This is a genomic window from Rhizobium sp. JAB6, from assembly GCF_003024605.1.
In the GTDB taxonomy this organism is placed as follows: Bacteria; Pseudomonadota; Alphaproteobacteria; order Rhizobiales; family Rhizobiaceae; genus Rhizobium.
Genome location: NZ_PYJQ01000009.1, coordinates 80,108 through 105,713, shown reverse-complemented (window position 1 = coordinate 105,713; position 25,606 = coordinate 80,108). Strand labels below are relative to the sequence as shown.

The 25,606-nt window shown below is 60.3% G+C and carries 23 protein-coding genes; 13 read left to right on the top strand and 10 right to left on the bottom strand.

The features are described from left to right. Positions 1-217: 217 nt before the first annotated feature. Positions 218-586 carry an Hpt domain-containing protein gene (locus tag C7U61_RS10555; RefSeq protein WP_106998044.1) on the top strand — a complete coding sequence of 123 codons (369 nt, stop codon included), beginning with the start codon at positions 218-220 and terminating at the stop codon, positions 584-586. Positions 587-733: 147 nt separating this feature from the next. Then, positions 734-1,054, top strand: coding sequence for a 2Fe-2S iron-sulfur cluster-binding protein (locus C7U61_RS10550; RefSeq protein WP_015340086.1), 321 nt, complete (start codon positions 734-736; stop codon positions 1,052-1,054). A gap of 539 nt (positions 1,055-1,593) precedes the next feature. Here the strand turns inward: C7U61_RS10550 and C7U61_RS10545 are convergent. Further along, on the bottom strand, positions 1,594-2,217 hold the full coding sequence (locus tag C7U61_RS10545; protein WP_106999049.1) for a DUF922 domain-containing protein: 624 nt from the start codon (positions 2,215-2,217) through the stop codon (positions 1,594-1,596). Positions 2,218-2,393: 176 nt separating this feature from the next. On the opposite strand from C7U61_RS10545, the gene folP reads away from it, so the two are divergent. From folP to folK, 3 genes are all read left to right on the top strand, one after another. Beyond that, on the top strand, positions 2,394-3,176 hold the full coding sequence (folP, locus tag C7U61_RS10540) for a dihydropteroate synthase (RefSeq protein WP_245410811.1): 783 nt from the start codon (positions 2,394-2,396) through the stop codon (positions 3,174-3,176). Positions 3,177-3,237: 61 nt separating this feature from the next. Further along, on the top strand, positions 3,238-3,609 hold the full coding sequence (gene folB, locus C7U61_RS10535; RefSeq protein WP_106998042.1) for a dihydroneopterin aldolase: 372 nt from the start codon (positions 3,238-3,240) through the stop codon (positions 3,607-3,609). After that, a complete protein-coding gene (gene folK / locus C7U61_RS10530) occupies positions 3,593-4,120 on the top strand; it encodes a 2-amino-4-hydroxy-6-hydroxymethyldihydropteridine diphosphokinase (RefSeq protein WP_280952771.1) in 528 nt (175 codons plus the stop codon). Before folB ends, folK begins: the two co-directional genes overlap by 17 nt. 71 nt (positions 4,121-4,191) lie before the next feature. On the opposite strand, the gene C7U61_RS10525 is transcribed toward folK, so the two are convergent. The 4 genes from C7U61_RS10525 to C7U61_RS10510 form a co-directional block, all read right to left on the bottom strand. Next, entirely contained in the window at positions 4,192-4,743 is a 552-nt protein-coding gene (locus C7U61_RS10525) for a hypothetical protein (RefSeq protein WP_106998040.1), read from the bottom strand. Positions 4,744-4,847: 104 nt separating this feature from the next. Continuing rightward, complete coding sequence (locus C7U61_RS10520; RefSeq protein WP_106998039.1) at positions 4,848-5,939, bottom strand: TIGR01620 family protein; 1,092 nt, start codon at positions 5,937-5,939, stop codon at positions 4,848-4,850. After that, positions 5,936-7,411 (bottom strand): YcjX family protein, encoded by a 1,476-nt coding sequence (locus C7U61_RS10515; protein WP_106998038.1) that lies wholly within the window; start codon positions 7,409-7,411, stop codon positions 5,936-5,938. The genes C7U61_RS10520 and C7U61_RS10515 overlap by 4 nt, the downstream gene beginning before the upstream one ends. A gap of 123 nt (positions 7,412-7,534) precedes the next feature. After that, positions 7,535-8,026: a histidine phosphatase family protein gene (locus tag C7U61_RS10510; RefSeq protein WP_106998037.1), complete on the bottom strand. Its 492-nt coding sequence runs from the start codon at positions 8,024-8,026 to the stop codon at positions 7,535-7,537. Positions 8,027-8,306: 280 nt separating this feature from the next. Between C7U61_RS10510 and dksA the strand changes: the two genes are divergently transcribed. Together dksA and C7U61_RS10500 are read left to right on the top strand one after the other, a co-directional pair. Then, on the top strand, positions 8,307-8,726 hold the full coding sequence (dksA, locus tag C7U61_RS10505) for an RNA polymerase-binding protein DksA (RefSeq protein ID WP_015340076.1): 420 nt from the start codon (positions 8,307-8,309) through the stop codon (positions 8,724-8,726). A 290-nt stretch (positions 8,727-9,016) separates the two neighbouring features. After that, the gene (locus C7U61_RS10500; RefSeq protein ID WP_181315857.1) at positions 9,017-10,237 is read left to right on the top strand and encodes an IS110 family transposase; all 1,221 of its coding nucleotides are present in this window, start codon (positions 9,017-9,019) and stop codon (positions 10,235-10,237) included. 175 nt (positions 10,238-10,412) lie between these two features. Here C7U61_RS10500 and C7U61_RS10495 read toward each other — a convergent pair whose 3' ends face one another. After that, positions 10,413-11,342 carry a flagellar biosynthetic protein FliO gene (locus C7U61_RS10495; protein WP_106998035.1) on the bottom strand — a complete coding sequence of 310 codons (930 nt, stop codon included), beginning with the start codon at positions 11,340-11,342 and terminating at the stop codon, positions 10,413-10,415. 392 nt (positions 11,343-11,734) lie between these two features. On the opposite strand from C7U61_RS10495, the gene C7U61_RS10490 reads away from it, so the two are divergent. Next, the gene (locus tag C7U61_RS10490) at positions 11,735-14,353 is read left to right on the top strand and encodes a PAS domain-containing sensor histidine kinase (protein WP_106998034.1); all 2,619 of its coding nucleotides are present in this window, start codon (positions 11,735-11,737) and stop codon (positions 14,351-14,353) included. Positions 14,354-14,573: 220 nt separating this feature from the next. Beyond that, entirely contained in the window at positions 14,574-15,593 is a 1,020-nt protein-coding gene (gene trpS, locus C7U61_RS10485; RefSeq protein ID WP_106998033.1) for a tryptophan--tRNA ligase, read from the top strand. A gap of 58 nt (positions 15,594-15,651) precedes the next feature. On the opposite strand, the gene C7U61_RS10480 is transcribed toward trpS, so the two are convergent. Next, positions 15,652-16,578, bottom strand: coding sequence for a pseudouridine-5'-phosphate glycosidase (locus C7U61_RS10480; protein ID WP_106998032.1), 927 nt, complete (start codon positions 16,576-16,578; stop codon positions 15,652-15,654). Between the two features lie 46 nt (positions 16,579-16,624). Further along, the gene (locus tag C7U61_RS10475; RefSeq protein WP_106998031.1) at positions 16,625-17,569 is read right to left on the bottom strand and encodes a carbohydrate kinase family protein; all 945 of its coding nucleotides are present in this window, start codon (positions 17,567-17,569) and stop codon (positions 16,625-16,627) included. Positions 17,570-17,808: 239 nt separating this feature from the next. Here C7U61_RS10475 and recA point away from each other — a divergent pair, with 239 nt between their 5' ends. The 3 genes from recA to C7U61_RS10460 all read left to right on the top strand — a co-directional run bounded on the left by recA (position 17,809) and on the right by C7U61_RS10460 (position 22,717). Further along, a complete protein-coding gene (gene recA, locus C7U61_RS10470; protein WP_095435028.1) occupies positions 17,809-18,894 on the top strand; it encodes a recombinase RecA in 1,086 nt (361 codons plus the stop codon). A 173-nt stretch (positions 18,895-19,067) separates the two neighbouring features. Continuing rightward, positions 19,068-21,728, top strand: coding sequence for an alanine--tRNA ligase (gene alaS / locus C7U61_RS10465; protein ID WP_106998030.1), 2,661 nt, complete (start codon positions 19,068-19,070; stop codon positions 21,726-21,728). A 137-nt stretch (positions 21,729-21,865) separates the two neighbouring features. Then, a complete protein-coding gene (locus C7U61_RS10460) occupies positions 21,866-22,717 on the top strand; it encodes an AraC family transcriptional regulator (RefSeq protein WP_106998029.1) in 852 nt (283 codons plus the stop codon). A gap of 47 nt (positions 22,718-22,764) precedes the next feature. On the opposite strand, the gene C7U61_RS10455 is transcribed toward C7U61_RS10460, so the two are convergent. Together C7U61_RS10455 and C7U61_RS10450 are read right to left on the bottom strand one after the other, a co-directional pair. Continuing rightward, positions 22,765-23,391 (bottom strand): glutathione S-transferase family protein, encoded by a 627-nt coding sequence (locus C7U61_RS10455; protein WP_106998028.1) that lies wholly within the window; start codon positions 23,389-23,391, stop codon positions 22,765-22,767. Between the two features lie 118 nt (positions 23,392-23,509). Next, a complete protein-coding gene (locus C7U61_RS10450) occupies positions 23,510-24,724 on the bottom strand; it encodes an NADP-dependent isocitrate dehydrogenase (RefSeq protein ID WP_106998027.1) in 1,215 nt (404 codons plus the stop codon). A 222-nt stretch (positions 24,725-24,946) separates the two neighbouring features. Between C7U61_RS10450 and C7U61_RS10445 the strand changes: the two genes are divergently transcribed. Further along, a complete protein-coding gene (locus C7U61_RS10445) occupies positions 24,947-25,552 on the top strand; it encodes a hypothetical protein (RefSeq protein ID WP_106998026.1) in 606 nt (201 codons plus the stop codon). Positions 25,553-25,606 lie beyond the last annotated feature (54 nt).

Here is a 25,606-nt window from a genome sequence, read left to right as displayed (position 1 = left end):
CACCTTAAAGCCAGTGGATCATTAAGGGACGATTAACCCTGTTTGGCTGTTCAATGCTGTGAAAACCCAAGTTTTTGAGGATGTTTAACGCACGTTAACCATGTCTGGAGTTTTCAGCCCTGAATGTGCCAAAATTTAACTGGATGGCCATGTCCGGGCCGCAACTATGCGGCGGGTTCCTAAAACAGTCACAGATAAAAGACGGGAGCATTGGCACATGGCCGCTTTGAACATCGCATTTGAATCTCCGGACAACGCACGGGGCGCGGCTCCCTCGCGGGAGCGGGCGATCGATCTTGTTCACCTCGGAAAGCAGACGATGGGCGACAAGGCGCTGGAAGTCGAGGTGCTGCAGATGTTCGCAAGGCAGGCACGCTCCTGTCTGCAGGAGTTCGGCAGTGGCGATCCCAAGCGCGTGGAGGCCGCATCGCATAAGCTGAAGGGCGCCGCCAGCGCCGTCGGCGCTTTCCGAGTGGCGGATGCTGCCGGAGCGCTCGAAAGCAGTGCCAGTGACGCCGCTTGCATGGCAGCGGTCACCGCCAGCGTAATCGAGGCCGAAAACTTCATTTTGAAGCTTTCGCGCTGAGCCGGGCGTCCGAAGATCAATCATACGCATTCTTGCGCCGCCAGACGGGATAGACCGTTTCGGCGGCGCAAATGTTGACTGCTCCAGCGATTTGTTGGAAGTAAAATTCCGATCGTCCTTCATTCAAGCAATTCGGAATTCACCCACATGACCAAATTGACCATCGTCGCCTTCGACGGCACGCGCTTTGACCTCAATGTCGACGAGGGCTCCACCGTGATGGAAAATGCAGTGCGCAACTCCGTGCCGGGTATCGAAGCGGAATGCGGCGGCGCGTGTGCCTGTGCCACCTGTCATGTCTATGTCGACGAGGAGTGGACCGAAAAGGTTGGCGGACCGGAGGCCATGGAAGAAGACATGCTCGATTTCGCATTCGACGTCCGTCCGAACTCGCGGCTTTCCTGTCAGATCAAGATGAAGAGCGCCCTTGACGGGCTTGTGGTGCATGTGCCCGAACGCCAGGCCTGAGGCAGGGTTTCGACGCGCCTTGCTCTATTTCCCGGCCACATTCCTGTAGAAGCTCATCATTCAAAAAGATGCCCCGCTCAGCTGGTGCAGCGAGCGAGGCAAGGCGGGCGCATCACCGCAGGCAAGGGAGGAAACACCTGCGGCTTCAGGACGCGCCAGGAGAACATTTAGCGCATGCTTCGAAAAACAAACCCCGACTGCGCCGAAGAGCGAATAAACCCGCCGACGCAGGCACTCGAAATCGATCCGTATGAGGCGTCCGCCCGGCCATTTTCGAATCGACCGGTGCATTTGTCTCTGTAATTGATAAGGAAAAACCTATTTCAGCTTCTCGTAAAGTTCAAAGAGCTGCGAAATCGCACGATTCACAACATATAGTGACCGATTTCCCACAGCCGTCATTGCTCGATACCCTTTGCGCTGGGGCAATCCCGGGGAAAGTGCGCAGCTGTTTCCGTCCGGAATTATGGGAAGCAAAGAGATAGCGCGGCTCAGAGATTCCATGAAAAGCGCAGCCGCTCGAAGGGCCGCTCTTCCGCCTATTGGGAATTGCCTTGTCGGCTGCGATAATAGAGCAGCCTCTGCATGCGGCTCGTGAAATTGAGCGCTTCGATGCGGTCGAAGCGCGCCTGATCGGCATCGTGCCGCTCGGTTTCGCGAGATGTCACCGCGTTTGCCCGTTCCTGCAACGTATCGCAATTGCCGGCGGATGGCAGAGCCAGGATCTGTTTTTCCATCTGCCGTGCATGCTGGCGAGCGATTTCGACATGCCGGTCCTCATGGCGCCGGATGTCGGCGGCCAGGGTATCCCAGATCATGGATAGCTGCTTGCTGGCGTGCCGCCGATCACGCCACCGCGGCAAGATGATTTCCGTATCGACCGTTACCTTGACGCTGGAGATGCGGCAGCGGCCGTTTGCTTCGCTATAGGTCGCATTGCCGCCGAAGCGGATCTTCGTTGCGCCGGGATGGTGGCTGCTGGAGCCTATCGCCAAGGGCCCACGCTGATTCAAGGCCGCGTCAAGCTCGTCGGCGGTGCTGCCTTTGATGTCGAAATAGGAAATGGTTTTGCGGGCGATGACTTCCGCACCGGCCACATCGGGTATGCAGACCGCGAGCAGCAAGGCACACGAGAGGGTGAACTTATGGGATGCAAGCGGCATTCGTGTTGCTACCATGTTGAACTTCTTTGAACCTTGCGGCATAGCCACTGTGAGCGCAATATCAAGCGCAAGGTTTTTCCTTTCAATGGGATGGACAGTTCGTGACGGAGCTTCGCAGCCAAACCTGGCATGTCGCGCATGGCCGCAGCATCGATGTCGGCCAGCAGAGCGTCATCATGGCTATCGTCAATGTGACGCCGGATTCCTTTTCCGATGGCGGCCACTATGAGGCCGTCGATGCTGCTGTCGCCCATGCGCTGGCTTGTGTCGAGGAGGGTGCCGCCATCATCGATATCGGTGGCGAATCGACCAAGCCGGGTGCTGCCCCCGTCAACGCTACGGAGGAGCAGGGACGAGTATTGCCTGTCATCGAGGCGCTGCGCGGGAGGACCGACGCATTGATTTCGGTCGATACCTACCGGGCCGACACGGCGCGGCTGGCGATCGGAGCCGGGGCCCATATCGTCAACGATGTCTTCGGCCTGCAGCGCGAGCCCGACATCGCCGCCATGGCGGCGCAAACGGGCGCGGGTCTCTGCATCATGCATACGGGCCGTAACCGGCAGAAGCTGCCTGATGTCATCGATGACCAGCTTTTCTTTCTCAATCGCTCGCTGGAAATCGCGGCTGCCGCAGGCGTAGACAGGCGGACGATCGTGCTCGACCCGGGTTTCGGCTTCGCCAAGGAAAATGCCGAGGAAAATCTGGAGCTGATGGCGCGCTTCAATGCTCTGCTGCGCTTCGACCTGCCTCTATTGGTCGGCACCTCGCGCAAGCGGTTCGTCGGCACGATAACCGGCCGCGAATCAGCCGATCGCGATGTGGGTACCGCCGCAACCAGCACAATCCTGCGATTGCAGGGAGCTGCGATATTCCGCGTACACAATGTCGCAATCAACAGGGACGCGCTGGCGGTTGCGGATGCTATTCTCAGGACGCGCGCGAGACTTAAAGCGTAATGCTCAAATCTACGGAGCGGTTTTCGGAACCGATCGCGCCTGTTCGAAACGGAGGGACGCCATGAGCGCTGTGACCTATACCATTACTCTGCAGAATTGCGCCTTCTTTGCCCGGCACGGCGTGCATGACGAAGAGGAGTTCCTCGGGCAGCGCTTCTTTGTCGACGCCGAACTCGATGTCGAAGCGGGCGATGCGCTGGAGCGCGATTCGATCGACGATACCGTCAATTACGGCATTGCCTTCAGCGTCATCGAGGAAATCGTGACCGGCCGTCGGCGTTATCTGATCGAGGCGCTGGCGCTCGATGTGGCGAAGGGGCTATGCCGCCGTTTTCCGAGTATCCGCCGCGCCAAAATCACGGTACGCAAGCCCAATGCCCCCGTTCCGGGCGTTCTCGATTATGTGCAGGTGAGCATTGAGCATTTTGCCTGAAGATGTAGCCGTGCGGACGACGCTCGGTCTGGGCGGCAATCTGGACAACCCGATCCACGCCATGGCGCTAGCCTTGCGCATGCTGGACGCGCGCGCCGATTGTCGGGTGGTTTCGGTGTCGCGGCTTTACCGCACGCCGCCCTGGGGCAAGACGGATCAATCCTTCTTCTACAATTCCTGTGCCGCCCTCGATACGACGCTTTCGCCGGAAGCGTTGCTCGACGTGTGTCTCGACATAGAGCGGCAGATGAAGCGCGTGCGGATCGAGCGCTGGGGACCGCGCACGATCGATATCGACGTGCTGACCTATGGAGATCTGGAACAGGCCGAGCCGCTGCTCACCATTCCGCATCCACGAATGGTCGAGCGCGGTTTCGTGCTGATGCCGCTTGCCGATTTTTCCGCCGATCTCGTCGTTAAGGACCGCACGATCCGCGACTGGCTGCTGGAAGCCGACGTCCACGGCATCGAGATTGCGGATGAAAGCCGCGATTGGTGGCGAACGGCATGAACCGCACGGATATAGAAAGAAAAAAGCCGACAAAATTGCCGGCCTTCTTATTCTGAGCTCTTGTTCGATGCCTACTGGATTGACCCGACCGCCATCTGGTCGACGTCGGCCCGCTTCAGGGTGACACCGATGACCGGCACCATCTGATCGCCGACCTTCACCGAGATGGTGACATTCATCGACTTGCTGTCTGCAATGCGGGCGATCATGGCGCCGTTGAGCTTCTGGCGGTTCAGGCCGAGAACGACCGTGTTGTCGTTGACCGTGCCGGACGTTACATCGAGACCTTTTCCGGCTGCGCCGTCCAGGAATTTTCCACTATAGGAACCGCCATTCTGCGTGATCTCGGCCGACATCGGCTGCTGAAAGACGCCGACGCGGCAGGTCCCGTCGAGCTTGACGCCGGCGCTGCTGCCATCGGATGGCTTGCCAGTGAGATTGCAGGTGAACTTCGTGCCCTTGTACTTGCCGGCGACGATTTCGCCGGGGCCGCTCCAAGTGCCCGAGATCGACTGGAAGAAGGCCCTGTCGCGGGGTGCCGCGTCGGCCGACTGCACCCAGGCGCCGGTGGAGATGGCTGCGGCGGCAAGGCTGCTGACAAGAAGAAATCGACGCGAAAACATGGACATTCCCTAGCGAGGCGAAACCGTGAAACTGGTTGTCACTTTTGCCGCAGAATGGTTAATGCTTGGTTTCCGGGGCGCAAAAGTCCCTAATTTGCAGGTCATCATGCGGGGTTGCGGCCGGTGACGTTCGGCGTGAGGTCGCCGGCGAAATCGGCAATGCCCGGCCGCCTGAGGGCCTTGAAGGGAAGCGGCCGGCAGAGGTCCATGGCGGCGATGCCGATTCTCGCGGTCATCATCCCGTTGACGACGCCCTCACCAAGGCGTGCGGAGAGTTTCGACGCCAGGCCGTGACCGATCAGCTGCTGCACGATGCTGTCGCCGACTGCGATGGAGCCGGTGACGGCGAGGTGGGCAATCACATCGCGCATCAGCCTGACCATGCCGAGCGTTCCGGGCCTGCCGCCATAGAGTTCGGCCATGGCGCGGACCAGCTTTGCCGCTTCGTAAAGAACATAGAGAATATCCACGAGAGCGCGAGGGCTGACGGCAGTTACCACCGAGACGCGTTTCGAGGCGCCGAGAATCAGTGCGCGGGCACGGCGGTCGAGCGGGCCGAGCAGCTCGCGTTCGGCAAGATCGATCAGCTGCGGCGCATCGATGATATCATCTTCGGCCGCCTTGAGGGTCGCGCGGCCTCTTGCCGTATCCGGATTGGCTTCCAGAATGGTGCAGAGGCGTTTGACCAATGCCTTGGCGCGCGCCGGCCGGGTTTCGATGATGGCAGCTTCCGCCTCCGCCTTGATGGTCTGCACGGCGGCGAGCCGCATCATTCCAGCCGTCTCGCGAATGACGATGGCAAGTACGGCCAGAATGCCGACGGCGACGACCGCCAGGGCGGCATAGCCAAGCCAGTCCGCCCGGCTGAACAGGTCGCGGATGAGCTGATCCGTCCAGAGGCCGAAGGCAAGCGAGACCAGAATGCCGAGCGCGCTGAGGGCCACCTTGCCAAAGGAGAACCCCTTGCGGCGGGGCTTGACGATGGCAGTTGCATCCGAATCGGCGCCGAGAGCCGGATTGATGAATGGATCTTCTGCATCCGGCGTGAGCACGATATCGGTATCGAAACTTTGTGGCTTGCGAACCGCCGGCGGAGCGGCCTTGTCGTCCAGCCCTGTCCCGGATGCCTCCGGTTCCAGCGTGAATGCCGCTGGGCGGCGGTTGCCGTTCGGCTCGTTTTCGGTCGATTTCGTCATGCGAGACGGTCTCCGAACAGGAACTGCATGGCGCGGTCGAGGCGGATATGCGGCACCGAAAGCTTGATGCCTTCCCCGGTTTTTTCCAGCTCCGGCGGGCGGAACCGCACGACATTCACTTCGGGCAGATGAGCCTTGGTGCCATCGGATTCAAGAGTTTCGAACAGCCAGCGCGGATTTTCGGGGAGATCGCCGGGGAAGACCGCCGTCTTGCGATTACCGTCGAAGGTTTCGCCGGCGATGGTTTCGCCGTCCATCGGCGTGCCGACGATGACGGGAAGCGTCTGCCCGTCGCGGGTCACGGTTGCCTCGCGGGTCGCCCGCACCGAAGCGATGGCCATGACATCGATCCCGGCACCGGTCATGCCGATACGCTCTATGGCGCGGTCGACGAGACGGCGCGTCAGTGCCTCCAGCCGGTCATGGCTTTCATGATGGAGGTGGTCGGCCTTGGTCGCGGCGACCAGCACGCGGTCGATGCGGCGGCCGAGCAGCGAGGACAGAAGGGAGTTTGTGCCCGGGCGGAAACAGGCCAGCACATCCGTCAGCGCCCGTTCGAGATCCTGCACCGCTTCCGGGCCGCGATTGATGGCCTGCAGGGCGTCCACCAGAACGATTTGGCGGTCGAGCCGGGCGAAATGTTCGCGAAAGAAGGGTTTGACGACGACGGCCTTGTAGGACTCGTAGCGCCGCTCCATCATCGCCCATAGCGATCCTTTCGGCGCGTTACCCTCTGAGGGCAGCTTCAGCGGCGCGAAGGTGAGGGCAGGCGAACCGTCGAGATCGCCCGGCAAAAGGAAACGGCCGGGCGGCAATGTGGAAAGCGAGCGTTCGTCGGATTTGCAGGCTTTCAGGTAATCGGCGAAAGCTGCGGCCAGATCGCGCGCCTTCATTTCATCCGCGGTTTCAGCGATATCTGCCGCCTCCGTCAAGCCGAGCCAATGACGGGACAGTTCCGCGCGAACGCCGGTCTCCGCCAGCGCCAGCGTTTCCTCGCTGAAAGCGCGGAAATTCTTGGCGAGCAACGGCAGGTCCAGCAGCCATTCACCCGGATAATCGACGATATCGATCGAGAGACGGCCGGGAGAGAACAGGCGGCTCCAGCCGCTGGCGCTTTGATAATCCAGCGTGAGGCGCAGCTCGGAAATTGCCCGCGTCGAGTCCGGCCAGATGCGGTCCTTTACGAGTGCGCGGATATGATCCTCGTACTGAAAGCGCGGCACGGCATCATCGGGCTGCGGTTCGAGACGAACGGCCGAAACGCGGCCGGATTGCACGGGCTCGAACAGCGGCAGGCGCCCGCCATTCAGAAGATTGTGTACGAGCGAAGAGATGAAGACGGTCTTGCCCGAACGGGAGAGGCCCGTGACGCCCAGACGAATTGTCGGATTGACGAGACCGGCGGCACGATCGGCCAGATTGTCAAAGGCAATGAGGGCGTCGTCGGTGAAAGAGGTCAGGCTTGGGGGCAAGGCGGGGTCCCTGGATGACAGCGTGGCCGTGAATATAGGGATGGAAACCTGCGCCGAAAAGATGAGCGGAGATGTGTCTGCAATCAGCGGCGCTACCGTGCGCGGCCCATCTCGGCGAAATCGCTATTTGGTGACAAAGTCGATCAGCACCCAGCCCGATGGCGTCGAATCGATAACGGCAAGGCCGGCTGTCGGAAAGCCGCGAGGAAGAACGCCGGCCAGAGCGTCGCGTCCGATCAGGGCCGCAAGCGTCATTTCGATGACCGGATTGTGTGCGACCAGCATGACGGAGTCCTGATCGGTCTGCGCGGCGATGAGCGACAGGTAGACATCCGGTGAGCCGTTATAGAGTTCGTCGACAAAACGGAACTCCGTGGACGGCGTGACGACGCGGCGTATAGCTTCGGCGGTCTGGCGGCAGCGCAGAGCAGTGGAGGAAATGACGAGATCCGGCTTGTAGCCTTTATCGGCTGCCTCGTCGGCGACAATCTCGGCTGCGGCGTAGCCATTGTCGCTCAAGGGACGGTCGAAATCCTTTTGGCCGGGTGCAGCCGGCAGGGCCTCGGCGTGGCGCAGAAGATAAATCCGGGAGGGCGGCGGCGAAATTGTGGTCATCGCGAATTCCGGGGCTCGGTTTCTTCAATGAGGTAGCGTCTGTTTACCGGTGCCGTCAACTGCTGCGCGATCCGCCAGAAGGCGAAATGCTCCATCATCACGGGAAGGTTACGAGCGCCAAGAATCCGGGTCGGTAAGAAGAAGCGATGAAAAATTAGACCCTTAGCCGAATTTTATGACAAATTTAAAAATCAGTTGACAGCATCTATTTGGCTTGAATCGGCACTATTGGTTGGGATATACAGCCCAGCCATATGAGATGTTCTTCAGGAGAATCGCGTTGAGTGAGAAGATCGATCTTAGCAATTATGTGCCCTCGGAAGACGAGGAGTTCATGAATCTGAACCAGCGGGCTTATTTTCGAGCGAAACTGGTAGCATGGAAAAACGATATCCTTAGAGAAGCGCGCGAAACTCTGGATCATCTGGCAGAAGAAAGCGCAAATCACCCCGATCTCGCCGACCGCGCGTCCTCCGAAACCGATAGAGCCATCGAACTTCGGGCTCGCGACCGTCAGCGTAAACTCATTTCCAAGATCGATGCCGCATTGCAGCGTATTGAAGACGGCACCTACGGCTATTGCGAAGAAACCGGCGAGCCGATCGGCCTGAAGCGACTGGACGCTCGTCCGATCGCGACCTTGTCGATCGAGGCACAGGAACGTCACGAGCGCCGCGAAAAGGTTTACCGCGACGAATAATGACGGCATCGGTTTCGACCGGATTAGTAACCGGTATAAGACCTTCGGTGCTGACGTCCTGCTGCAGTTTCGAGAATTGCGGCGTATGCTGCGAGCGTCCGGGACAGAGGCACCGGGAGCACGAAGGTGCGGGCAGGCCGATACATTGGATGAGCTGTGAGCTCGTGTTAGTAGCTGGCCGCCTCTGCGACTCGCCTGGTTGCGCCGAGAGCGCGAATCCGTAGTTGTCGTGTCGCCCGCAGCTCCCGTTGTTCAAACGACAGGAGACGCTAATGCGACGGGTTATCGGAATTGATATCCACCGAACGTTTGGCGAGGTGGTTTTTTGGGAAGACGGCCGGCTCCGCCATGGTGGCCGCGTCGACATGACGCGAACAGCTCTTGAGGGGTTCGGCAAGACACTTACGTCAACAGACGATGTTGTCATCGAGGCGACGGGAAACTGCATGGCTGTATCTCGTGTCCTTTCGCCGTTCGTGCGACGGGTCGTGATTGCTAATCCCCTGCAGGTAAAAGCGATCGCGCAGGCGCACGTAAAGACCGACAAGATCGATGCTGGCACACTGGCCAATCTCTATGCTGCTGGGTATCTGCCGGAAATCTGGACACCAGACGCCGCAACAGAACGCATGAGGAGGCTGGTGGCCCGTCGCTATCAGGTCGTGCGACATCGGACGCGGATTAAGAACGAGGTGCATTCTATCTTGAATGCTCACCTAATCCCGAAGTGTCCACATGCCGACCTGTTCAACGGCCGCGGGCGTGAATGGCTCAAACGTCAGCCTCTGCCTGACGATGAGCAGATTGCGGTCCAGCGGCATGTACGCGAACTCGACAGGCTCGGTGAAGATCTTGCGGTGCTTGATCGGCAAATTGCTGAAGGCACGATCGATGATCCCGCGGCAAAACGGCTGCTCACGATCACAGGCGTCGATCTCACCGTGGCGACGGGATTAATGGCCGCCATCGGCAATATCAGCCGGTTTGAAAGCCCGCAGAAGCTGGTCAGCTACTTCGGGCTCAATCCGCGGGTTCGCCAGTCTGGACTTGGCGCTGCCCACCACGGACGCATCAGCAAGATCGGTCGCAGCCATGCGCGGGCCATGCTGGTGGAGGCAGCGTGGGCGGCCGCAAAAGCACCGGGGCCGCTGCACGCCTTCTTCGTCCGGATCAGAGCCAAACGCGGCCACCAGGTCGCAGCCGTCGCAGTGGCTCGAAAGCTTGCGGTTCTGGTCTGGCACATGTTAACCAAGCAGGCCGACTATCTCTGGGCTCGCCCGAGTCTCGTGACACACAAGATTCGGGCAATGGAATTGCAGGCTGGGAAACCGCAGAAGAAGGGAAACAAACCTGGCCCTGCCTATGCCTATAACGTCAAGAAGCTCCGCGACCAGGAGATGCGCGTCGCTGAGCAAGCACAAAAGGGCTATGAACGCTTTGTCGATACGTGGCGTCCACGCCCGCCTGATGAGAAGGCGCGCGGACGCCTCAATCCGGCAAGGCTCGAGTAAGGTGGCCTGACGGTGCTTTCAGCCGATGCACCGCACTTCACCACGAGGTCATCCGCGCAAGGAAAAGTACCATATTTTTGAGCAAAGCGCTTGTCGATCTCATCCGTAAAATAAAGGCACGATGGAGATTTCCGTGGTGCCTTTTTCAATTCCGTCGTTTCCGAGGGGCCGCGCTTTATTTGTCGCGGCTGACGCTCATTTCGCCAAAGATGCGAGCGACTTCTTTCTGAAGAGCGCTGTCGGTTCCGGTCAGCGGAGCAAGCTCGGGCTCGACACGTTTTGCCGCGCTTGTGATCGGGGATGGTCCGGCATTCGGTTGCTGCTGCACCTGTCGCGACGCCGGCGCGTTGGGAATGATCCGTTCAGCGGTCAGGTTCTTCGACATTTCCGCTTCCAGTATGCGCTGGAAATCAGTGCTTGGTTCGGCCGATGGCGTCGGCGCGGGGATAGGTTCGGCCGGCGCCGGGCGTGCGGGAGCCGGTTGCTGCTGTGGCAGGACGACATGGCGGGCAGCGTCCAGTATGCCGGCGGCTTCGGCCTCACTGATAACGGGCCCCGGCTGAGGCGTCGGATGCGGCGGTTTGACGGCAGCGGGTTGCGGATGTTCGGCCACCTGCGGCACCGGAGCCGGCTGCACCGCAGGCTCAAGGCGTGACTCATTGCGCAGATAGGCTTCGATCTTGTCCTCGGCGGATTGCTGGCGCTGGGGAAGCGCCGCGGGAGGCGGCTCCACCGCAGCCGCCTTCGCCTGTAGCGGCTTGCGGTCTTCATATGCCATGGGGATATCGACTGGCGTCGTGGCAGTTCCGGCCCGGCTGCCATTGGAAATGCCCGATTCGATGACAATGTCCGTGGGGCCGCCGATCATGATCAAATGTTCAATGCCGTCGCGCCGAACGAGCACGAGGCGCCGGCGGGCATCGACGGCGGCGGCATCCAGCACCTGCAGGCGCGGCTGACGGTTCTTGCCGCCGCGCACGAAGGGAGAGGGTGCGCGATTGCGCATGATCCAGAGAATGCCGATCAGCACCAGCAGGGCAATGCCGACCCCGCCGGCTGCGAGAAGGAAGCGGCTGCCATAAGCTCCGGCGATGTCGTCCAACATATCGAGATACTCCGTAATTGTCCCCGATGTCGCGGTCTACAGCGCCGCGCGTCATATGTGACGCGCAAAGGTCGCTGTAGTACTTTAATCCCCTGCATAATTTTACCCTTAAATCGAATCCGATTTAGGGAGTTATGCAGTAAGCGCAACTGCTGCGGGTAATGATTTGACCATGACCCTTCTATACGGCGATCATATGAACAGGATTGCGCCGGAGACAAGATGTGATTGCGGGCTGATTGTATTCTATTGCTTGTGAATTCAAGCCTTTCTGGTCCGGCAAAGCTTTTTGCCGATGATGCAAATTGATAAAGAAGATTCGAAAGTCCGACTCTGGCGACCCCTAAACGTGTATGACATGTCGCAAGGAGAACGGCGGATACGAGGGGTTCATGACGAAGCAGCGTCCGTCCGACGAGTATAGCGTGCCGCTGGTGGATCGCGGGGTTCGTTCGGGAACGGTGCTGCGCATCATCCTGCTTGCGCTCGTTCTCGTGGCCGCCGCGGCGGCCTTCGTCGTCTTCAAGAACCAGCTGGACAATGAAGCGGTTCTCGGCGGCCTCGGCATTCTCGCCATGGTCGGCATCTTCTTCCTCGTTTCTTCGATCATCGGCTTTGTCGAGGTCATGCCGCAGCCGCAGTCCGACAGTCTGGCGCGCTCCTTCCTCAACAGCCAACCCGACGGAACCCTGATCACAGACGAGAAGGGGCGCATTGTCTATGCGAACGCCGCCTATGGCCGGCTGACCGGTGCGACCAAGGCGACGGAAGTGCAGTCGCTGGAGATGCTGCTGTCGCGGAATCGCGAGTCCAACGAGGCTCTCTATCGTCTTGCCAATGGCCTGCGCGACGGCAAGGAGGGATCGGAGGAGTTCCGCCTGCTGAAGCCGCTCGGGCCGATGGACGGAAGCGGCAATGGCGCGCATTGGTACCGGCTGAAGGCTCGCGTGCTGCCGGCCGAGCAAGGCGGCAACAAAATCCTGCATATCTGGCAGATCACCGACATCACCTCCGAGCGTGACGACCAGGAACGTTTCTTCAAGGAATTGCAGAACGCGATCGATTATCTCGACCATGCGCCGGCCGGCTTCTTTTCCGCCGGGCGCAAGGGTGAGATATTCTATCTCAATGCGACGCTTGCCGAATGGCTGGGCTTCGATCTGACGAAATTCGTGCCGGGCTCGATGACGATCGGCGATCTTGTCGCCGGCGAGGGGCTGGCACTCATTCAGTCCGTCCAAGCCGAGCCGGGATTGAAGAAGACGGTGACCCTCGATCTCGATCTGCGCCGTTTCAACGGGCAGAGCCTGCCGGTGCAGATCGTCCACAGCGTCACGTCGATGCGTGACGGCGCTCCCGGCGAGAGCCGCACCATCGTTCTGACCCGCCACAATGGTGGGGATACCGAACAATCGGCCTCTGCCGCCGCGATGCGTTTCAGCCGCTTCTTCAACAATACGCCGATGGCGATCGCGTCCGTCGACGGCAATGGCCGTATTCTTAGGACGAATGCGCCTTTCCTGAAGCTTTTTTCGGATCTGGTCTCGCGCGACGATATCGAGCGCGGCGCTGCCCTGGAGAGCGTCGTCAACGAAAGCGACCGGCCGCAGCTGCAGCAGGCGCTGGCGGCCGCCAAGGACCGGCAGGGCGATATTCCGCCGATCGATTCCCGCAATCCGAAGGACGAGACGCGGCATTTCCGCTTCTATATCAACGCCGTCATCGACCAGACCGACGAGGCGCCGGAAGAAGCCGCCATCGTCTATGCGGTCGAAGTGACCGAGCAGAAGGCGCTCGAAACACAGATGGCGCAGACGCAAAAGCTCAATGCCGTCGGCACGCTTGCTGGCGGCATTGCGCATGACTTCAACAATGTACTGACGGCGATCCTTCTGTCTTCCGACCACCTGTTGCTGCAGGCGCGGCCTTCCGATGCCAGCTTTGCGGATCTGATGGAAATCAAGCGCAATGCCAATCGTGCGGCCGTGCTGGTGCGGCAGTTGCTCGCCTTCTCGCGCAAGCAGACCATGCGGCCGACGATCCTGAACCTGACGGACGTGATCGGTGATCTGCGCATGCTGGTGGACCGGCTGCTGTCGGGCACGCATGTCAAACTCGACGTCGATTACGGGCGCGACCTCTGGCCCGTTAAAACCGATCTCTCGCAGTTCGAGCAGGTGCTGATCAACCTCTGCGTCAATGCCCGCGATGCCATGCCGGGCGGCGGCACGCTGACGCTGCGCACCCGCAATCTGCGCGCGGCCGATGTCAGTGCCTTCAACTATCCCTATCTTCCCCACGAGGACATGGTGCTCGTCGAGGTCAGCGATACCGGAACCGGTATTGCACCTGAGATCATGGACAAGATTTTCGAGCCCTTCTTCACGACCAAGGAAGTGGGTAAGGGCACCGGCCTCGGTCTTGCCATGGTCTACGGCATCATCAAGCAGTCCGGCGGTTATATCCAGCCGGAGTCGGAAGTGGGCAAGGGAACGACCTTCCGCATCTTCCTGCCGCGGCACATCGTGGAAATGCCTTCGGTGACGGAAGCCAAAGTGGTGGAAGGCCGCGATGTAGCGGCCATGGACCAGAACGCGGGTGTCGCCGCGTCGACGGAAGAGCCGGCCGATCTCACAGGCAAGTCCGCAGTCGTTCTGCTTGTCGAGGACGAAGAGGCGGTCCGCCGCGGCGGCAAGCGCATGCTCGAAACGCGCGGCTACACCGTTCACGAGGCCGGCTCCGGCGTCGAGGCGCTCGACATCATGGAGGAGCTCGATGGCCAGGTCGATGTCGTTGTCTCCGATGTCGTCATGCCGGAAATGGACGGGCCGTCGCTGCTGCGCGAACTGCGCAAGAAATATCCGGATCTGAAGTTCATCTTCGTTTCGGGCTATGCCGAGGATGCCTTTGCCCGCAACCTGCCGGCAGACGCCCAATTCGGCTTCCTGCCGAAGCCATTCTCGCTGAAGCAGCTTGCCGTCGTTGTACGCGAGACGCTGGACAAGAACTAAGTGAGAGGCGTTTTGCGCCTTCCCCATGTTGCCGACTGCGGCGCAACGGTATAAGCAACCTTCCATGATCGACCTTGCCAAGACCATTTGCCAAATGTGGTGGCGCTCCTTCTAGGAGCGGCAGTCGTCATATCTTGAAATCGACCCTGCCGCCGTGATCCGGCAGGTCCATTTCCGTTTTCCCTTCCCGATTGCGGCGGCTCCTTTTGCGGAGCTAAGAATGCATATTGCTACCAATACCCGTCCTGTCATCCTGACTGGCGACCGGACCACTGGTCCACTTCATCTCGGCCACTATGTCGGCTCGCTGAAAAGCCGCGTCGCTCTTCAGTGCAGCCACGAGCAATTTCTGCTCCTGGCGGATACACAAGCGCTCACCGACAATGCCGGCGATCCCGAAAAGGTCCGCCGCAACGTTCTGGAAGTCGCGATCGACTACCTCGCCGTCGGCATCGATCCGACGCTGACGACGATCTGCGTGCAATCGGCTCTGCCCGCACTGGCGGAGCTGACGCTGCTTTACCTGAATTTCGTCACGGTCAGCCGCCTGGAGCGCAACCCGACGATCAAGACGGAGATCCAACAGCGCGGTTTCGAGCGCGATGTGCCGGCCGGCTTTCTCTGCTATCCGGTTGCGCAGGCGGCCGATATCACCGCCTTCAAGGCGACCGTCGTCCCTGTCGGGGAGGATCAGGCACCGTTGATCGAGCAGACCAACGAGATCGTTCGCCGCATGAACCGGCAGATCGGGCGTGATGTGCTTGTCGAGGCGGCTGCCATGGTGCCAAAGGTTGGGCGGCTGCCCGGCGTTGACGGAAAGGCGAAGATGAGCAAATCCCAGGGCAACGCCATTCCGCTTTCGGCATCATCAGACGAAATCAGGGATGCGGTACGGCGCATGTATACCGATCCGGATCATTTGCGCGTCTGCGATCCCGGCAAGGTCGAGGGAAACGTCGTCTTCATCTACCTCGATGCCTTTTGCGAGGATCGGCAATTCGTCGAAGAGATGAAAGCGCATTATCGCCGCGGCGGCCTTGGCGACGTCACGCTCAAGAGACATCTTGAGGATGTCCTACAAGCGCTGCTCGCGCCGATCCGGGAGCGCCGCGCGCATTATGCCGCCGAGCCGGATTACGTCATGGGGATCGTGCGTGAAGGCACGCGAAAGGCGAGGGAGCGAACGGAGGCAACGCTTGCCGAGTTGCGGTCTGCCCTGGGTCTGTTTTCTCTGACTTGAAGGAAAGAGAACGGCCGGGGCGATCGCACCCGGCCGGTTCCTGTGACTAGAGACTTGATTATTCCGCCAGAGCGACGGCGATTTCTGCGGCCAGGCGCGCGTTGTTTTCGACAAGCGCGATATTGGTCTTGAGACTGCGGCCCTCGGTGATGTCGAAAATCGTGCTCAGCAGATAAGGCGTAACCGCCTTGCCGGTGATTTCGTCGCGCTCAGCGCTGTCGAGGGCGCGCTCGATGTAGATTTCCATCTCCTCGCGCGGGATCTCGTCGGCTTCCGGAACCGGGTTGGCGATCAGCATGCCGCCATCGATGCCGAGTTGCTCGCGGGTCATCTGGAAGTTGGCGATCGCGGCCGGGCTATTCAGCGTCAGCGGGCTCGTGAGCCCGGACGAGCGCGACCAGAAGGCCGGGAATTCGGTACTGTCGTATGTCACGACCGGGACGCCGCGGGTTTCCAGCACTTCGAGCGTCTTCGGGATATCGAGGATCGCCTTGGCGCCGGCGCACACGACGATGACGCCGGTGCGGGACAGTTCTTCAAGATCGGCTGAAATATCGAAGCTCTCTTCCGCGCCGCGATGTACGCCGCCGATGCCGCCGGTGGCGAAAACCTTGATGCCGGCGCGGGCAGCCGCGATCATGGTCGCGGCGACAGTGGTCGCACCGGTGCGGCGCTCGGCGATGGCAAATGCGATGTCGGCGCGCGAGACCTTCATCGCACCTTCCGTCTTGGCCAATGCTTCAAGCTCTTCCGGCTCAAGACCGATATGCAGCGTGCCGTGAATGACGGCGATGGTCGCGGGAACAGCACCCTCCTGCCGGATGATTGCCTCAACGCTGCGGGCCATCTCGATATTGCCAGGATAGGGCATACCGTGGGTGATGATGGTCGATTCCAGGGCGACGATCGGCGCACCGCGCAGCTTGGCGGCAGCGACTTCCTTCGAATAGGAGATCGGAAGCAGGGGCGAGATAGGCTGGGTCATTGTCATTTCCAATTCACTGAAACAGTACACGCGTTTTGAGCAGGCTTCATGACAGAAGTTCGGCCTCGGGAACAAGGGCCAACATCGTCTTCAAAAGCTCAGGAGAGAGATTTTCTGCCGTCGCATAGGGGGACTGGACCGTGATTGCCGCCGCCGCCGCGCCATGACGGACGGCTTCCGCGAGATCATAACCGGCCATCAGCGCCGAAAGAACACCGGAAGCAAGCGAATCTCCCGCACCGGTGACATCGGCCACATCGTCGACGACAGGCGGCTGCAGGCTGACGATAGTATCGCCAGAAAAGGCGATCAGGGGGCGTTTGCCGCGGGTGATGACGCCGTTGCGCAGGCCGAGCGCGCGCAAAGCACTCACCCATTCGCGCGGATCCTCCGGACGGATTTCGGTCAGCGCCGAGGCTTCGGCCTCATTGAGGAACAGGTGGTCGATGCCCGCAAGGCTTGGCTTCAGCCGCACCACTTTTGCCGGCGAAATGGCGATAGCGGCGACCGGCTTGCCGCATAGAGCGGCTCTTGCCGCAATCGCGCCCAGGGTTTCCGCCGGAAGATTCGAGTCGCAGAGAATGAGATCGGTCTCATCGAAGGCATCGCGAACGGCGCGAATCGCCAAGCGCCGTGGAACGAAAAGCTTGTAAAGCTCCATATCGGCGAGCGCGATGACCAGATTGCCGTCATTCTCGAGGATCGCGGTATAGCTCGGCGTCTTGCGATCGAGGAAGACGAAGGGCTTGTCATCGATGCCGGCATGGCTTGCGGCTTCCGCCACCAATTCGCCAGAAGGGTCGCCCCCGCGCGGCGAGATCAGCTTTACATCGAAGCCGAGGCGGGCGAGGTTTCGGGCGGCATTGAAGCCGCCGCCGCCAGGCTCCTCGAACCATGCGCCCGGGTTGCTGGCGCCGGGCGCCGTCTCGCCGAAAATGCGGCCGCGCCGGTCGATATGGGCGCCGCCGAGAACGAGAATCTTTTTCGCCATATGGTTATCCTCAGCGATCGAAAAGGCGAATCGAGCGGCGTGGCGACCGGCCCGAATTGATCATCCCGGAGCCGTAAGTGTCTGGGAAGAAAGAAGAAAACAAAAGTAGAACGAAATTCATTTTACCTTTTTCTTTCAATTGCTTGTTGTGCTCTTGCGATAAGAGAACAAATAGAGTACAGAATTCTCATCGGCGGCGACATTGCTAGAGCGGCTTCAATAACCTAAAGGTGGATCGGATGTCTCAGAATTCTTTGCGGCTTGTAGAGGACAAATCGGTGGATAAAAGCAAGGCACTTGAAGCGGCACTCTCTCAAATTGAGCGGTCGTTCGGCAAGGGCTCGATCATGAAGCTCGGCTCTAACGAGAACGTGGTCGAAATCGAAACGGTTTCCACCGGCTCTCTGAGCCTCGATATTGCGCTTGGCATTGGCGGCTTGCCGAAGGGGCGCATCATCGAAATCTACGGGCCGGAAAGCTCGGGTAAGACGACCCTGGCGCTGCAGACCATTGCAGAGGCACAGAAGAAGGGCGGCATCTGCGCCTTCGTGGATGCGGAACATGCGCTCGATCCGGTTTATGCCCGCAAGCTCGGCGTCGACCTGCAGAACCTGCTGATCTCGCAGCCGGACACCGGCGAACAGGCGCTTGAAATCACCGATACGCTGGTTCGCTCCGGTGCGATCGACGTCCTCGTCGTTGATTCCGTTGCGGCCCTGACGCCGCGTGCCGAAATCGAAGGCGAGATGGGCGACAGCCTGCCGGGCCTGCAGGCCCGTCTGATGAGCCAGGCGCTGCGCAAGCTCACGGCTTCGATCTCCAAGTCCAACTGCATGGTGATCTTCATCAACCAGATCCGCATGAAGATCGGCGTCATGTTCGGTTCACCGGAAACGACGACCGGCGGTAACGCGCTGAAGTTCTACGCCTCGGTTCGCCTCGATATCCGCCGCATCGGCGCCGTCAAAGAGCGCGAAGAGGTGATCGGCAACCAGACGCGCGTCAAGGTCGTCAAAAACAAGATGGCGCCTCCCTTCAAGCAGGTCGAATTCGATATCATGTATGGCGAAGGCGTTTCCAAGACCGGCGAACTGGTCGATCTCGGCGTCAAGGCCGGCATCGTCGAGAAGTCCGGCGCCTGGTTCTCCTATAACAGCCAGCGCCTGGGCCAGGGCCGCGAAAATGCGAAACTCTTCCTGCGCGACAATCCGGATCTCGCCCGCGAAATCGAATTGTCTCTGCGCCAGAATGCCGGGTTGATCGCCGATCGCTTCCTGCAGAATGGCGGGCCCGATGCCGATGATGGCGACGCCTCCGGGGAATAAGGGCTCCGGGAAGCAATTCCCGACCTGAGACCGAGACTGAAAGTCGAAACCGGCCGCATTGTCCAAGGGATGTGCGGCCGGTTTTGTTCGTGCGGCTGGACAGCGCCCGGAGCGAACGATAAAAGCCACTGACTTTGACGCAAGTTGTTGACGGCAGTACTGAAGGGCCCCCTATGAGCGGTGTGAATGAAATCCGGTCGACCTTCCTCGACTATTTTAAGAAAAACGGCCACGAGATCGTGCCGTCGAGCCCGCTGGTGCCGCGTAACGATCCGACATTGATGTTCACCAATGCCGGCATGGTGCAGTTCAAGAACGTGTTCACCGGCCTGGAGCAGCGCCCCTATACGACGGCCTCGACGGCGCAGAAATGCGTTCGTGCCGGCGGCAAGCATAACGACCTCGACAATGTCGGCTATACCGCCCGCCACCACACCTTCTTCGAGATGCTCGGCAACTTCTCCTTTGGCGACTACTTCAAGGAACGTGCCATCGAGCTTGCCTGGAACCTGATCACCAAGGAATTCGGCCTCGATGCCAAGCGCCTGCTGGTCACGGTCTACCATACCGACGACGACGCCTTTAACCTGTGGAAGAAGATCGCCGGCCTTTCCGACGACAGGATCATCCGGATCGCCACCAGCGACAATTTCTGGGCGATGGGCGATACCGGTCCTTGCGGTCCCTGTTCCGAAATCTTCTACGACCATGGCGACCATATCTGGGGCGGTCCTCCCGGTTCTCCGGAAGAAGACGGCGACCGCTTCATCGAGATCTGGAATCTCGTCTTCATGCAGTTCGAGCAGATCACCAAGGAGCAGCGCGTCGACCTGCCGCGCCCGTCGATCGACACGGGCATGGGCCTCGAACGCGTCGCCGCCGTGCTGCAGGGCAAGCATGACAATTACGATATCGACCTGTTCCGCGCCCTGATCGAGGCTTCGGAAGAGGCAACGGGCGTCAAGGCCGAGGGCGAGCATCGTGCAAGCCATCGCGTCATCGCCGACCACCTTCGCTCCTCCGCCTTCCTGATCGCCGATGGCGTGCTGCCGTCGAACGAAGGCCGCGGTTACGTGCTTCGTCGCATCATGCGCCGCGCCATGCGTCACGCTCAGCTGCTCGGCGCCAATGAGCCGTTGATGTGGAAGCTGCTGCCGGCGCTGATCCAGCAGATGGGCCGCGCCTATCCGGAGCTGGTGCGCGCCGAGGCGCTGACCTCAGAGACGCTGAAGCTCGAAGAAACCCGCTTCCGCAAGACGCTGGAGCGTGGCCTGTCGTTGCTCAACGACGCGACCTCGGCGTTGCATAAGGGCGACAGCCTGGATGGCGAAACCGCCTTCAAGCTCTACGACACCTATGGTTTCCCCCTCGACCTGACGCAGGACGCGCTGCGCGCGCGCGGCATCGGTGTCGACATTTCCAGCTTCACGGATGCCATGGAGCGCCAGAAGGCCGAAGCGCGCTCGCATTGGGCAGGCTCCGGAGACAAGGCGACCGAAACAATCTGGTTCGAACTCAAGGAAAAGCTCGGCGCGACCGAGTTCCTGGGCTATGACACGGAAACGGCCGAAGGCGTGATCCAGGCGATTGTCAAGGACGGTATTGCCGTCGACAGCGCCGATGCCGGTGACAAGGTTCAGATCGTCGTCAACCAGACGCCCTTCTACGGCGAATCCGGTGGTCAGATGGGCGATACCGGCGTGATTTCGAGCGACCACGGCACGCTAGTGGTCGGCGACACGCAAAAGAAGGGCGAGGGCCTCTTCGTTCACAGTTCCGAAGTTTCGGAAGGCAAGATCAAGGTCGGCGACGCCGTCGTCCTGACCGTCGATCATAACAGGCGCTCGCGCCTGCGCGCCAATCACTCCGCCACTCACCTCCTGCACGAGGCTCTCCGCGAAGTGCTGGGCACGCATGTGGCCCAAAAGGGCTCGCTGGTCGCGCCCGAGCGCCTGCGCTTTGACGTCTCTCATCCGAAGCCGATGACGGCCGAGGAACTGAAGGTCGTCGAGGATATGGCCAACGAGATCATCCTGCAGAATTCGCCTGTCACGACCCGACTGATGAGCGTCGACGATGCGATTGCGGAAGGCGCGATGGCACTGTTCGGCGAGAAGTATGGCGATGAGGTCCGCGTCGTATCGATGGGGCAGGGGGTGCGCGGTGCCAAATCCGGCAAGCCCTATTCGGTCGAGCTTTGCGGCGGCACGCATGTCTCCGCCACCGGCCAGATCGGTCTTGTGCGCATTCTCGGCGAAAGCGCCGTGGGCGCCGGCGTCCGCCGTATCGAGGCCGTCACCGGTGAATCCGCGCGTGACTATCTCGCTGAACAGGACGATCGCGTGAAGAGCTTGGCCTCGACGCTGAAGGTCCAGCCGGCCGATGTCGTTTCGCGTGTTGAAGCGCTGATGGATGAGCGCCGCAGACTGGAACGCGAATTGGCCGATGCCAAGCGTAAGCTCGCCATGGGCGGCGGCCAGGGCGGGTCGGCCGATGCGGTGCGTGAGGTCAATGGCGTCAAGTTCCTCGGAAAACCGGTTTCCGGCGTCGACCCCAAAGATCTCAAGGGCATGGCGGATGAAGCCAAGGCAGGTCTCGGCTCCGGCATCGTGGCGCTGATCGGCGTTTCGGACGATGGCAAGGCCAGCGCTGTCGTCGCCGTCACGGAGGATCTCACGAGCCGCTTCAGCGCCGTCGATCTCGTGCGCGTCGCTTCGGCCGCGCTTGGCGGCAAGGGCGGTGGCGGTCGTCCGGACATGGCGCAGGCCGGCGGCCCGGATGGCGCCAAGGCCGACGAGGCGATCGAAGCGATTGGAGCGGCGCTTGCCGGTTAAGGTTCTGATTTCCGATTGGTAATCAAAAATGGCGGATGCTTCGGCGTCCGCCATTTTTCTTTGTGCGGGCAATTCCGCAGGATTTGTCAAATCGGGTTATGCTCTTGTCGGGCCGATCGATTTGCAAGGGGTTTGACATGAGTGGTGGAACGGCGTGGACGCTTTACGAGACCCGGTTGCGACGGGTTTCGGCCTATATCCATGAGCATCTGGACGATGAGCTCGATATGGAAAAGCTCGCCGAGATCGCTTGCATGTCCAGCTATCACTGGCACAGGATCTATCGGGCGATCTACGGCGAGACGGCGACGGCGACCGTCAAGCGGCTGCGGCTGCATCGTGCCGCCGGCGATCTCGTCAACACCCGTCTATCCGTCAGCAACATTGCAAAGCGGTCGGGCTATCCCAACCTCCAGTCGTTCAACCGCATCTTCAGATCCGTCTACGGCATGCCGCCGGCGCGATATCGGAATGAGGGAAGCCACACGATCTTCGAACCCAGCACCCAAGGAAGGATCACGGTCATGTTCGACGTTACGCTTCGCACCATCTCCCCGATGTCACTGGTCGGTGTCGCCCATCGCGGCTCCTACATGCAGATCGGCCAGGCTTTCGAAACGCTTTTCGGCACCATCTTTGCCCGCGGCCTTGCAGGTCCCGATATGCGCATGATCGGCATCTATCTCGACGATCCTGACGTCGTGGAAGCGGAGAAGCTGCGCTCCTATGCCTGTGTCACCGCTGGCGACGCAGTCGTTGCCAATGCTCCGCTGGAGCGGCGCTCGCTCGACGGGGGCGACTATGCCGTGCTGCGCCACAAGGGGCCCTATGCGAACATGCACAAGGCGTATCAGTGGCTCTATGCGCAATGGCTGCCAGCCTCCGGCCGGCAGCTGCGCGATGCGGTCATGTTCGAGGAATATATCAATAATCCGCGCGACGTACCGCCAACGGAATTGCTCACGGATATTTATATGCCGCTGCAATAGCGGCATATATCCAGTCGGTGAGGATTTCTTCTCAGTGCCTTGTATTTTCAGGAATTTGCCGACTTTGGCATGGCGGCGTTGTCGATCTCGTTACCGCGGCGATAGGCATCGCGGTCGCTGACCCGACCCCAATAGTCGATGAAGGCTTGTCGCTTCTCGATGGTGCCGAAATTAAGGCCCCAGCCGACATGGGAACCGACATAGACGTCGGCGGCCGTAAAACGGTCGCCGGCGATGAACGGCGAAGCGGTCACGGCCTGTTCCAGGGTATCGAAGACATGGTCCAGGCTGCCGCAGCCCGCCATGCGCAGACGCTCAGCAGGGATTTCGAAGCCGAGGGCACGGTTGGTGACCGCCATCTCCATCGGCCCGGCGGCAAAGAACATCCAGCGGAAGTAGCGACCGCGCTCGGCCGCCGTCGGGGCAAGGCCTGCCTGTGGGAATGTTTCGGCCAGATAGGCGCAGATGGCGGCACCTTCGGTGACCACGGTGTCGCCATGCTTGATGGCCGGCACCTTGCCCATAGGGTTTATCGACAGATATTCTGGCGCTTTCATCGTGGTGCCGAAGTCGAGATATACGGTACGGTAAGGCTGGCCGACCTCCTCAAGCATCCAGCGGGCGATGCGTCCGCGCGACATCGGATTGGTATAGAAAACGAGTTCTTCTGCCATCTGCCTCTCCCTTTGTTGAGCGCATTCTTGCCACTGGTTAGCCCCGGCGGCAAGATTCAGGGCAAAAGAAAACCCGGCGATGAGGCCGGGTTTTCGTACCTGCTTATGTCGGCAAGGCTCAGGCAGCCATGGCCTTCCTGAGGTTCTCGTCGATCTTGTCGAGGAAGGCGGTGGTCGAGAGCCAAGGCTGATCGGGGCCGATCAGCAGCGCCAGATCCTTGGTCATGTAGCCGGCTTCGACGGTATCGACGCAGACCTTTTCCAGCGTCGAGGCGAACTTTGCGAGTTCGGCATTGTCGTCGAGCTTGGCGCGGTGCGCCAGGCCGCGGGTCCAGGCGAAGATCGAGGCGATCGAGTTCGTCGAAGTTTCCTGACCCTTCTGGTGCTGGCGGTAGTGGCGGGTCACCGTGCCGTGTGCGGCTTCGGCTTCGACCGTCTTGCCGTCCGGCGTCAGGAGAACCGAGGTCATCAGGCCGAGCGAGCCGAAGCCCTGGGCAACCGTGTCGGACTGGACGTCGCCGTCGTAGTTCTTGCAGGCCCAAACGTAGCCGCCGGACCACTTCAGCGCAGAAGCGACCATGTCGTCGATCAGGCGGTGTTCATAGGTGATGCCGGCTTCGTCGAACTGAGCCTTGAACTCGTTCTGGTAGACTTCTTCGAAGATATCCTTGAAGCGGCCGTCATAGGCCTTGAGGATGGTGTTCTTGGTCGACAGGTAGACCGGCCACTTGCGCATCAGGCCGTACATCATCGAAGCGCGGGCGAATTCGCGGATCGACTCGTCGAGGTTGTACATGGCCATGGCAACGCCGGCGCCCGGAGCGTTGAAGACTTCCTTCTCGATGACCGTGCCGTCTTCGCCGACGAACTTGATGGTGAGCTTGCCCTTGCCGGGGAACTTGAAGTCGGTGGCGCGATACTGGTCGCCGAAAGCGTGACGGCCGACGACGATCGGCTGCGTCCAGCCGGGAACCAGGCGCGGAACGTTCTTGCAGATGATCGGCTCGCGGAAGATAACGCCGCCGAGGATGTTGCGGATCGTGCCGTTCGGGCTCTTCCACATTTCCTTGAGGTTGAATTCCTTGACACGGGCTTCGTCCGGGGTGATCGTCGCGCATTTGATGCCGACGCCGTACTTCTTGATGGCGTTGGCGGCGTCGACGGTGACCTGGTCGTTGGTGGCGTCGCGGTTTTCGACCGAGAGGTCGTAATAGTCGATGTCGAGGTCGAGGTAGGGGAAGATCAGTTTTTCTTTGATGAGCTGCCAGATGATGCGAGTCATTTCGTCGCCATCGAGATCGGCAACGGGGTTAGCGACCTTGATCTTCTTCATGCTTCTGCCTCGTTTAAGCTGATGGGACCGGATGGTCCTGTGGGTAATAGGAAGTCCCGAGGGCTATAGCACCGCAAGTACGGAACGCAAAGCCGCTAGAGCCTCCAGCATCGCGTTTTTGATCATTCCTGACATCGCCCGCTTTTTGTGATCGGGCCATTGCCAAAGCGGTCGATGGGTCTAATGTCGCGCATGTTTTGCCTATTGCAACGGAATCATATCATGCAGAAATTTGCCGTATCCGCGCTTGCCTTCACGCTTTTCCAGTTCTCGCTCGGTGCGCATATGGCACTGGCGGCCGATGCGACGACTCCGGTCAAGGTCATCATGGATGCGACGGTCTCGAACTGGGCGGGCGGCGACAGCGACTGGCAGGATATTTTTGGCGAGGATAAGCTAAACGATATCTACAGCAAGGATTTCGGAGCGAAATACCAAGCGGCGGCGCAGTTTCCCGCCGCCGACGAGGATGGTATTTCGCCATTCGACTACGATGTCATCGTCAACGCGCAGGATGCGTGTCCGCTGGAGGATGTGAAGATTGCCGCGCAGCCGCCGAAGAACAATGTTACGGAGGTGCTTGCAACCTTCAAGAAATCCACCTGCATGGGCTCCGACGCCGATTCTCAGAAGGTGACTACGGTTCGCTTCGAGGTTATCGAAGAGGGCGGCAGGCCCGTGGTGGACGATATCGTCACCAACGACGACAATGGCAATCCGAGCTCGCTCAAGAGCGTGATGGTGGATCTCGTCAAACAACAGCAGCAACAGCCGACGGATCAGCAGCAGCAACCATCGGACAAGGCCAAGCCGGCCAATCCGCAGTGATCGGGCAAAGTACATCGCCGCGTTTGTGCGTAAAAACCTTGCCGACAGCCGCCT

What these genes read in the sequence shown, in the direction of transcription:
- C7U61_RS10475 (WP_106998031.1), bottom strand. Translation starts at nt 17,569, where the DNA reads ATGGCGAAAAAGATTCTCGTTCTCGGCGGCGCCCATATCGACCGGCGC.
- trpS (WP_106998033.1), top strand. Translation starts at nt 14,574, where the DNA reads ATGCATATTGCTACCAATACCCGTCCTGTCATCCTGACTGGCGACCGG.
- C7U61_RS10555 (WP_106998044.1), top strand. Translation starts at nt 218, where the DNA reads ATGGCCGCTTTGAACATCGCATTTGAATCTCCGGACAACGCACGGGGC.
- C7U61_RS10455 (WP_106998028.1), bottom strand. Translation starts at nt 23,391, where the DNA reads ATGGCAGAAGAACTCGTTTTCTATACCAATCCGATGTCGCGCGGACGC.
- folB (WP_106998042.1), top strand. Translation starts at nt 3,238, where the DNA reads ATGAGCGCTGTGACCTATACCATTACTCTGCAGAATTGCGCCTTCTTT.
- C7U61_RS10545 (WP_106999049.1), bottom strand. Translation starts at nt 2,217, where the DNA reads ATGCCGCTTGCATCCCATAAGTTCACCCTCTCGTGTGCCTTGCTGCTC.
- C7U61_RS10525 (WP_106998040.1), bottom strand. Translation starts at nt 4,743, where the DNA reads ATGTTTTCGCGTCGATTTCTTCTTGTCAGCAGCCTTGCCGCCGCAGCC.
- C7U61_RS10445 (WP_106998026.1), top strand. Translation starts at nt 24,947, where the DNA reads ATGCAGAAATTTGCCGTATCCGCGCTTGCCTTCACGCTTTTCCAGTTC.
- folP (WP_245410811.1), top strand. Translation starts at nt 2,394, where the DNA reads ATGGCTATCGTCAATGTGACGCCGGATTCCTTTTCCGATGGCGGCCAC.
- recA (WP_095435028.1), top strand. Translation starts at nt 17,809, where the DNA reads ATGTCTCAGAATTCTTTGCGGCTTGTAGAGGACAAATCGGTGGATAAA.
- C7U61_RS10480 (WP_106998032.1), bottom strand. Translation starts at nt 16,578, where the DNA reads ATGACCCAGCCTATCTCGCCCCTGCTTCCGATCTCCTATTCGAAGGAA.
- alaS (WP_106998030.1), top strand. Translation starts at nt 19,068, where the DNA reads ATGAGCGGTGTGAATGAAATCCGGTCGACCTTCCTCGACTATTTTAAG.
- C7U61_RS10520 (WP_106998039.1), bottom strand. Translation starts at nt 5,939, where the DNA reads ATGACGAAATCGACCGAAAACGAGCCGAACGGCAACCGCCGCCCAGCG.
- C7U61_RS10450 (WP_106998027.1), bottom strand. Translation starts at nt 24,724, where the DNA reads ATGAAGAAGATCAAGGTCGCTAACCCCGTTGCCGATCTCGATGGCGAC.
- C7U61_RS10510 (WP_106998037.1), bottom strand. Translation starts at nt 8,026, where the DNA reads ATGACCACAATTTCGCCGCCGCCCTCCCGGATTTATCTTCTGCGCCAC.
- C7U61_RS10460 (WP_106998029.1), top strand. Translation starts at nt 21,866, where the DNA reads ATGAGTGGTGGAACGGCGTGGACGCTTTACGAGACCCGGTTGCGACGG.
- C7U61_RS10490 (WP_106998034.1), top strand. Translation starts at nt 11,735, where the DNA reads ATGACGAAGCAGCGTCCGTCCGACGAGTATAGCGTGCCGCTGGTGGAT.
- C7U61_RS10495 (WP_106998035.1), bottom strand. Translation starts at nt 11,342, where the DNA reads ATGTTGGACGACATCGCCGGAGCTTATGGCAGCCGCTTCCTTCTCGCA.
- C7U61_RS10550 (WP_015340086.1), top strand. Translation starts at nt 734, where the DNA reads ATGACCAAATTGACCATCGTCGCCTTCGACGGCACGCGCTTTGACCTC.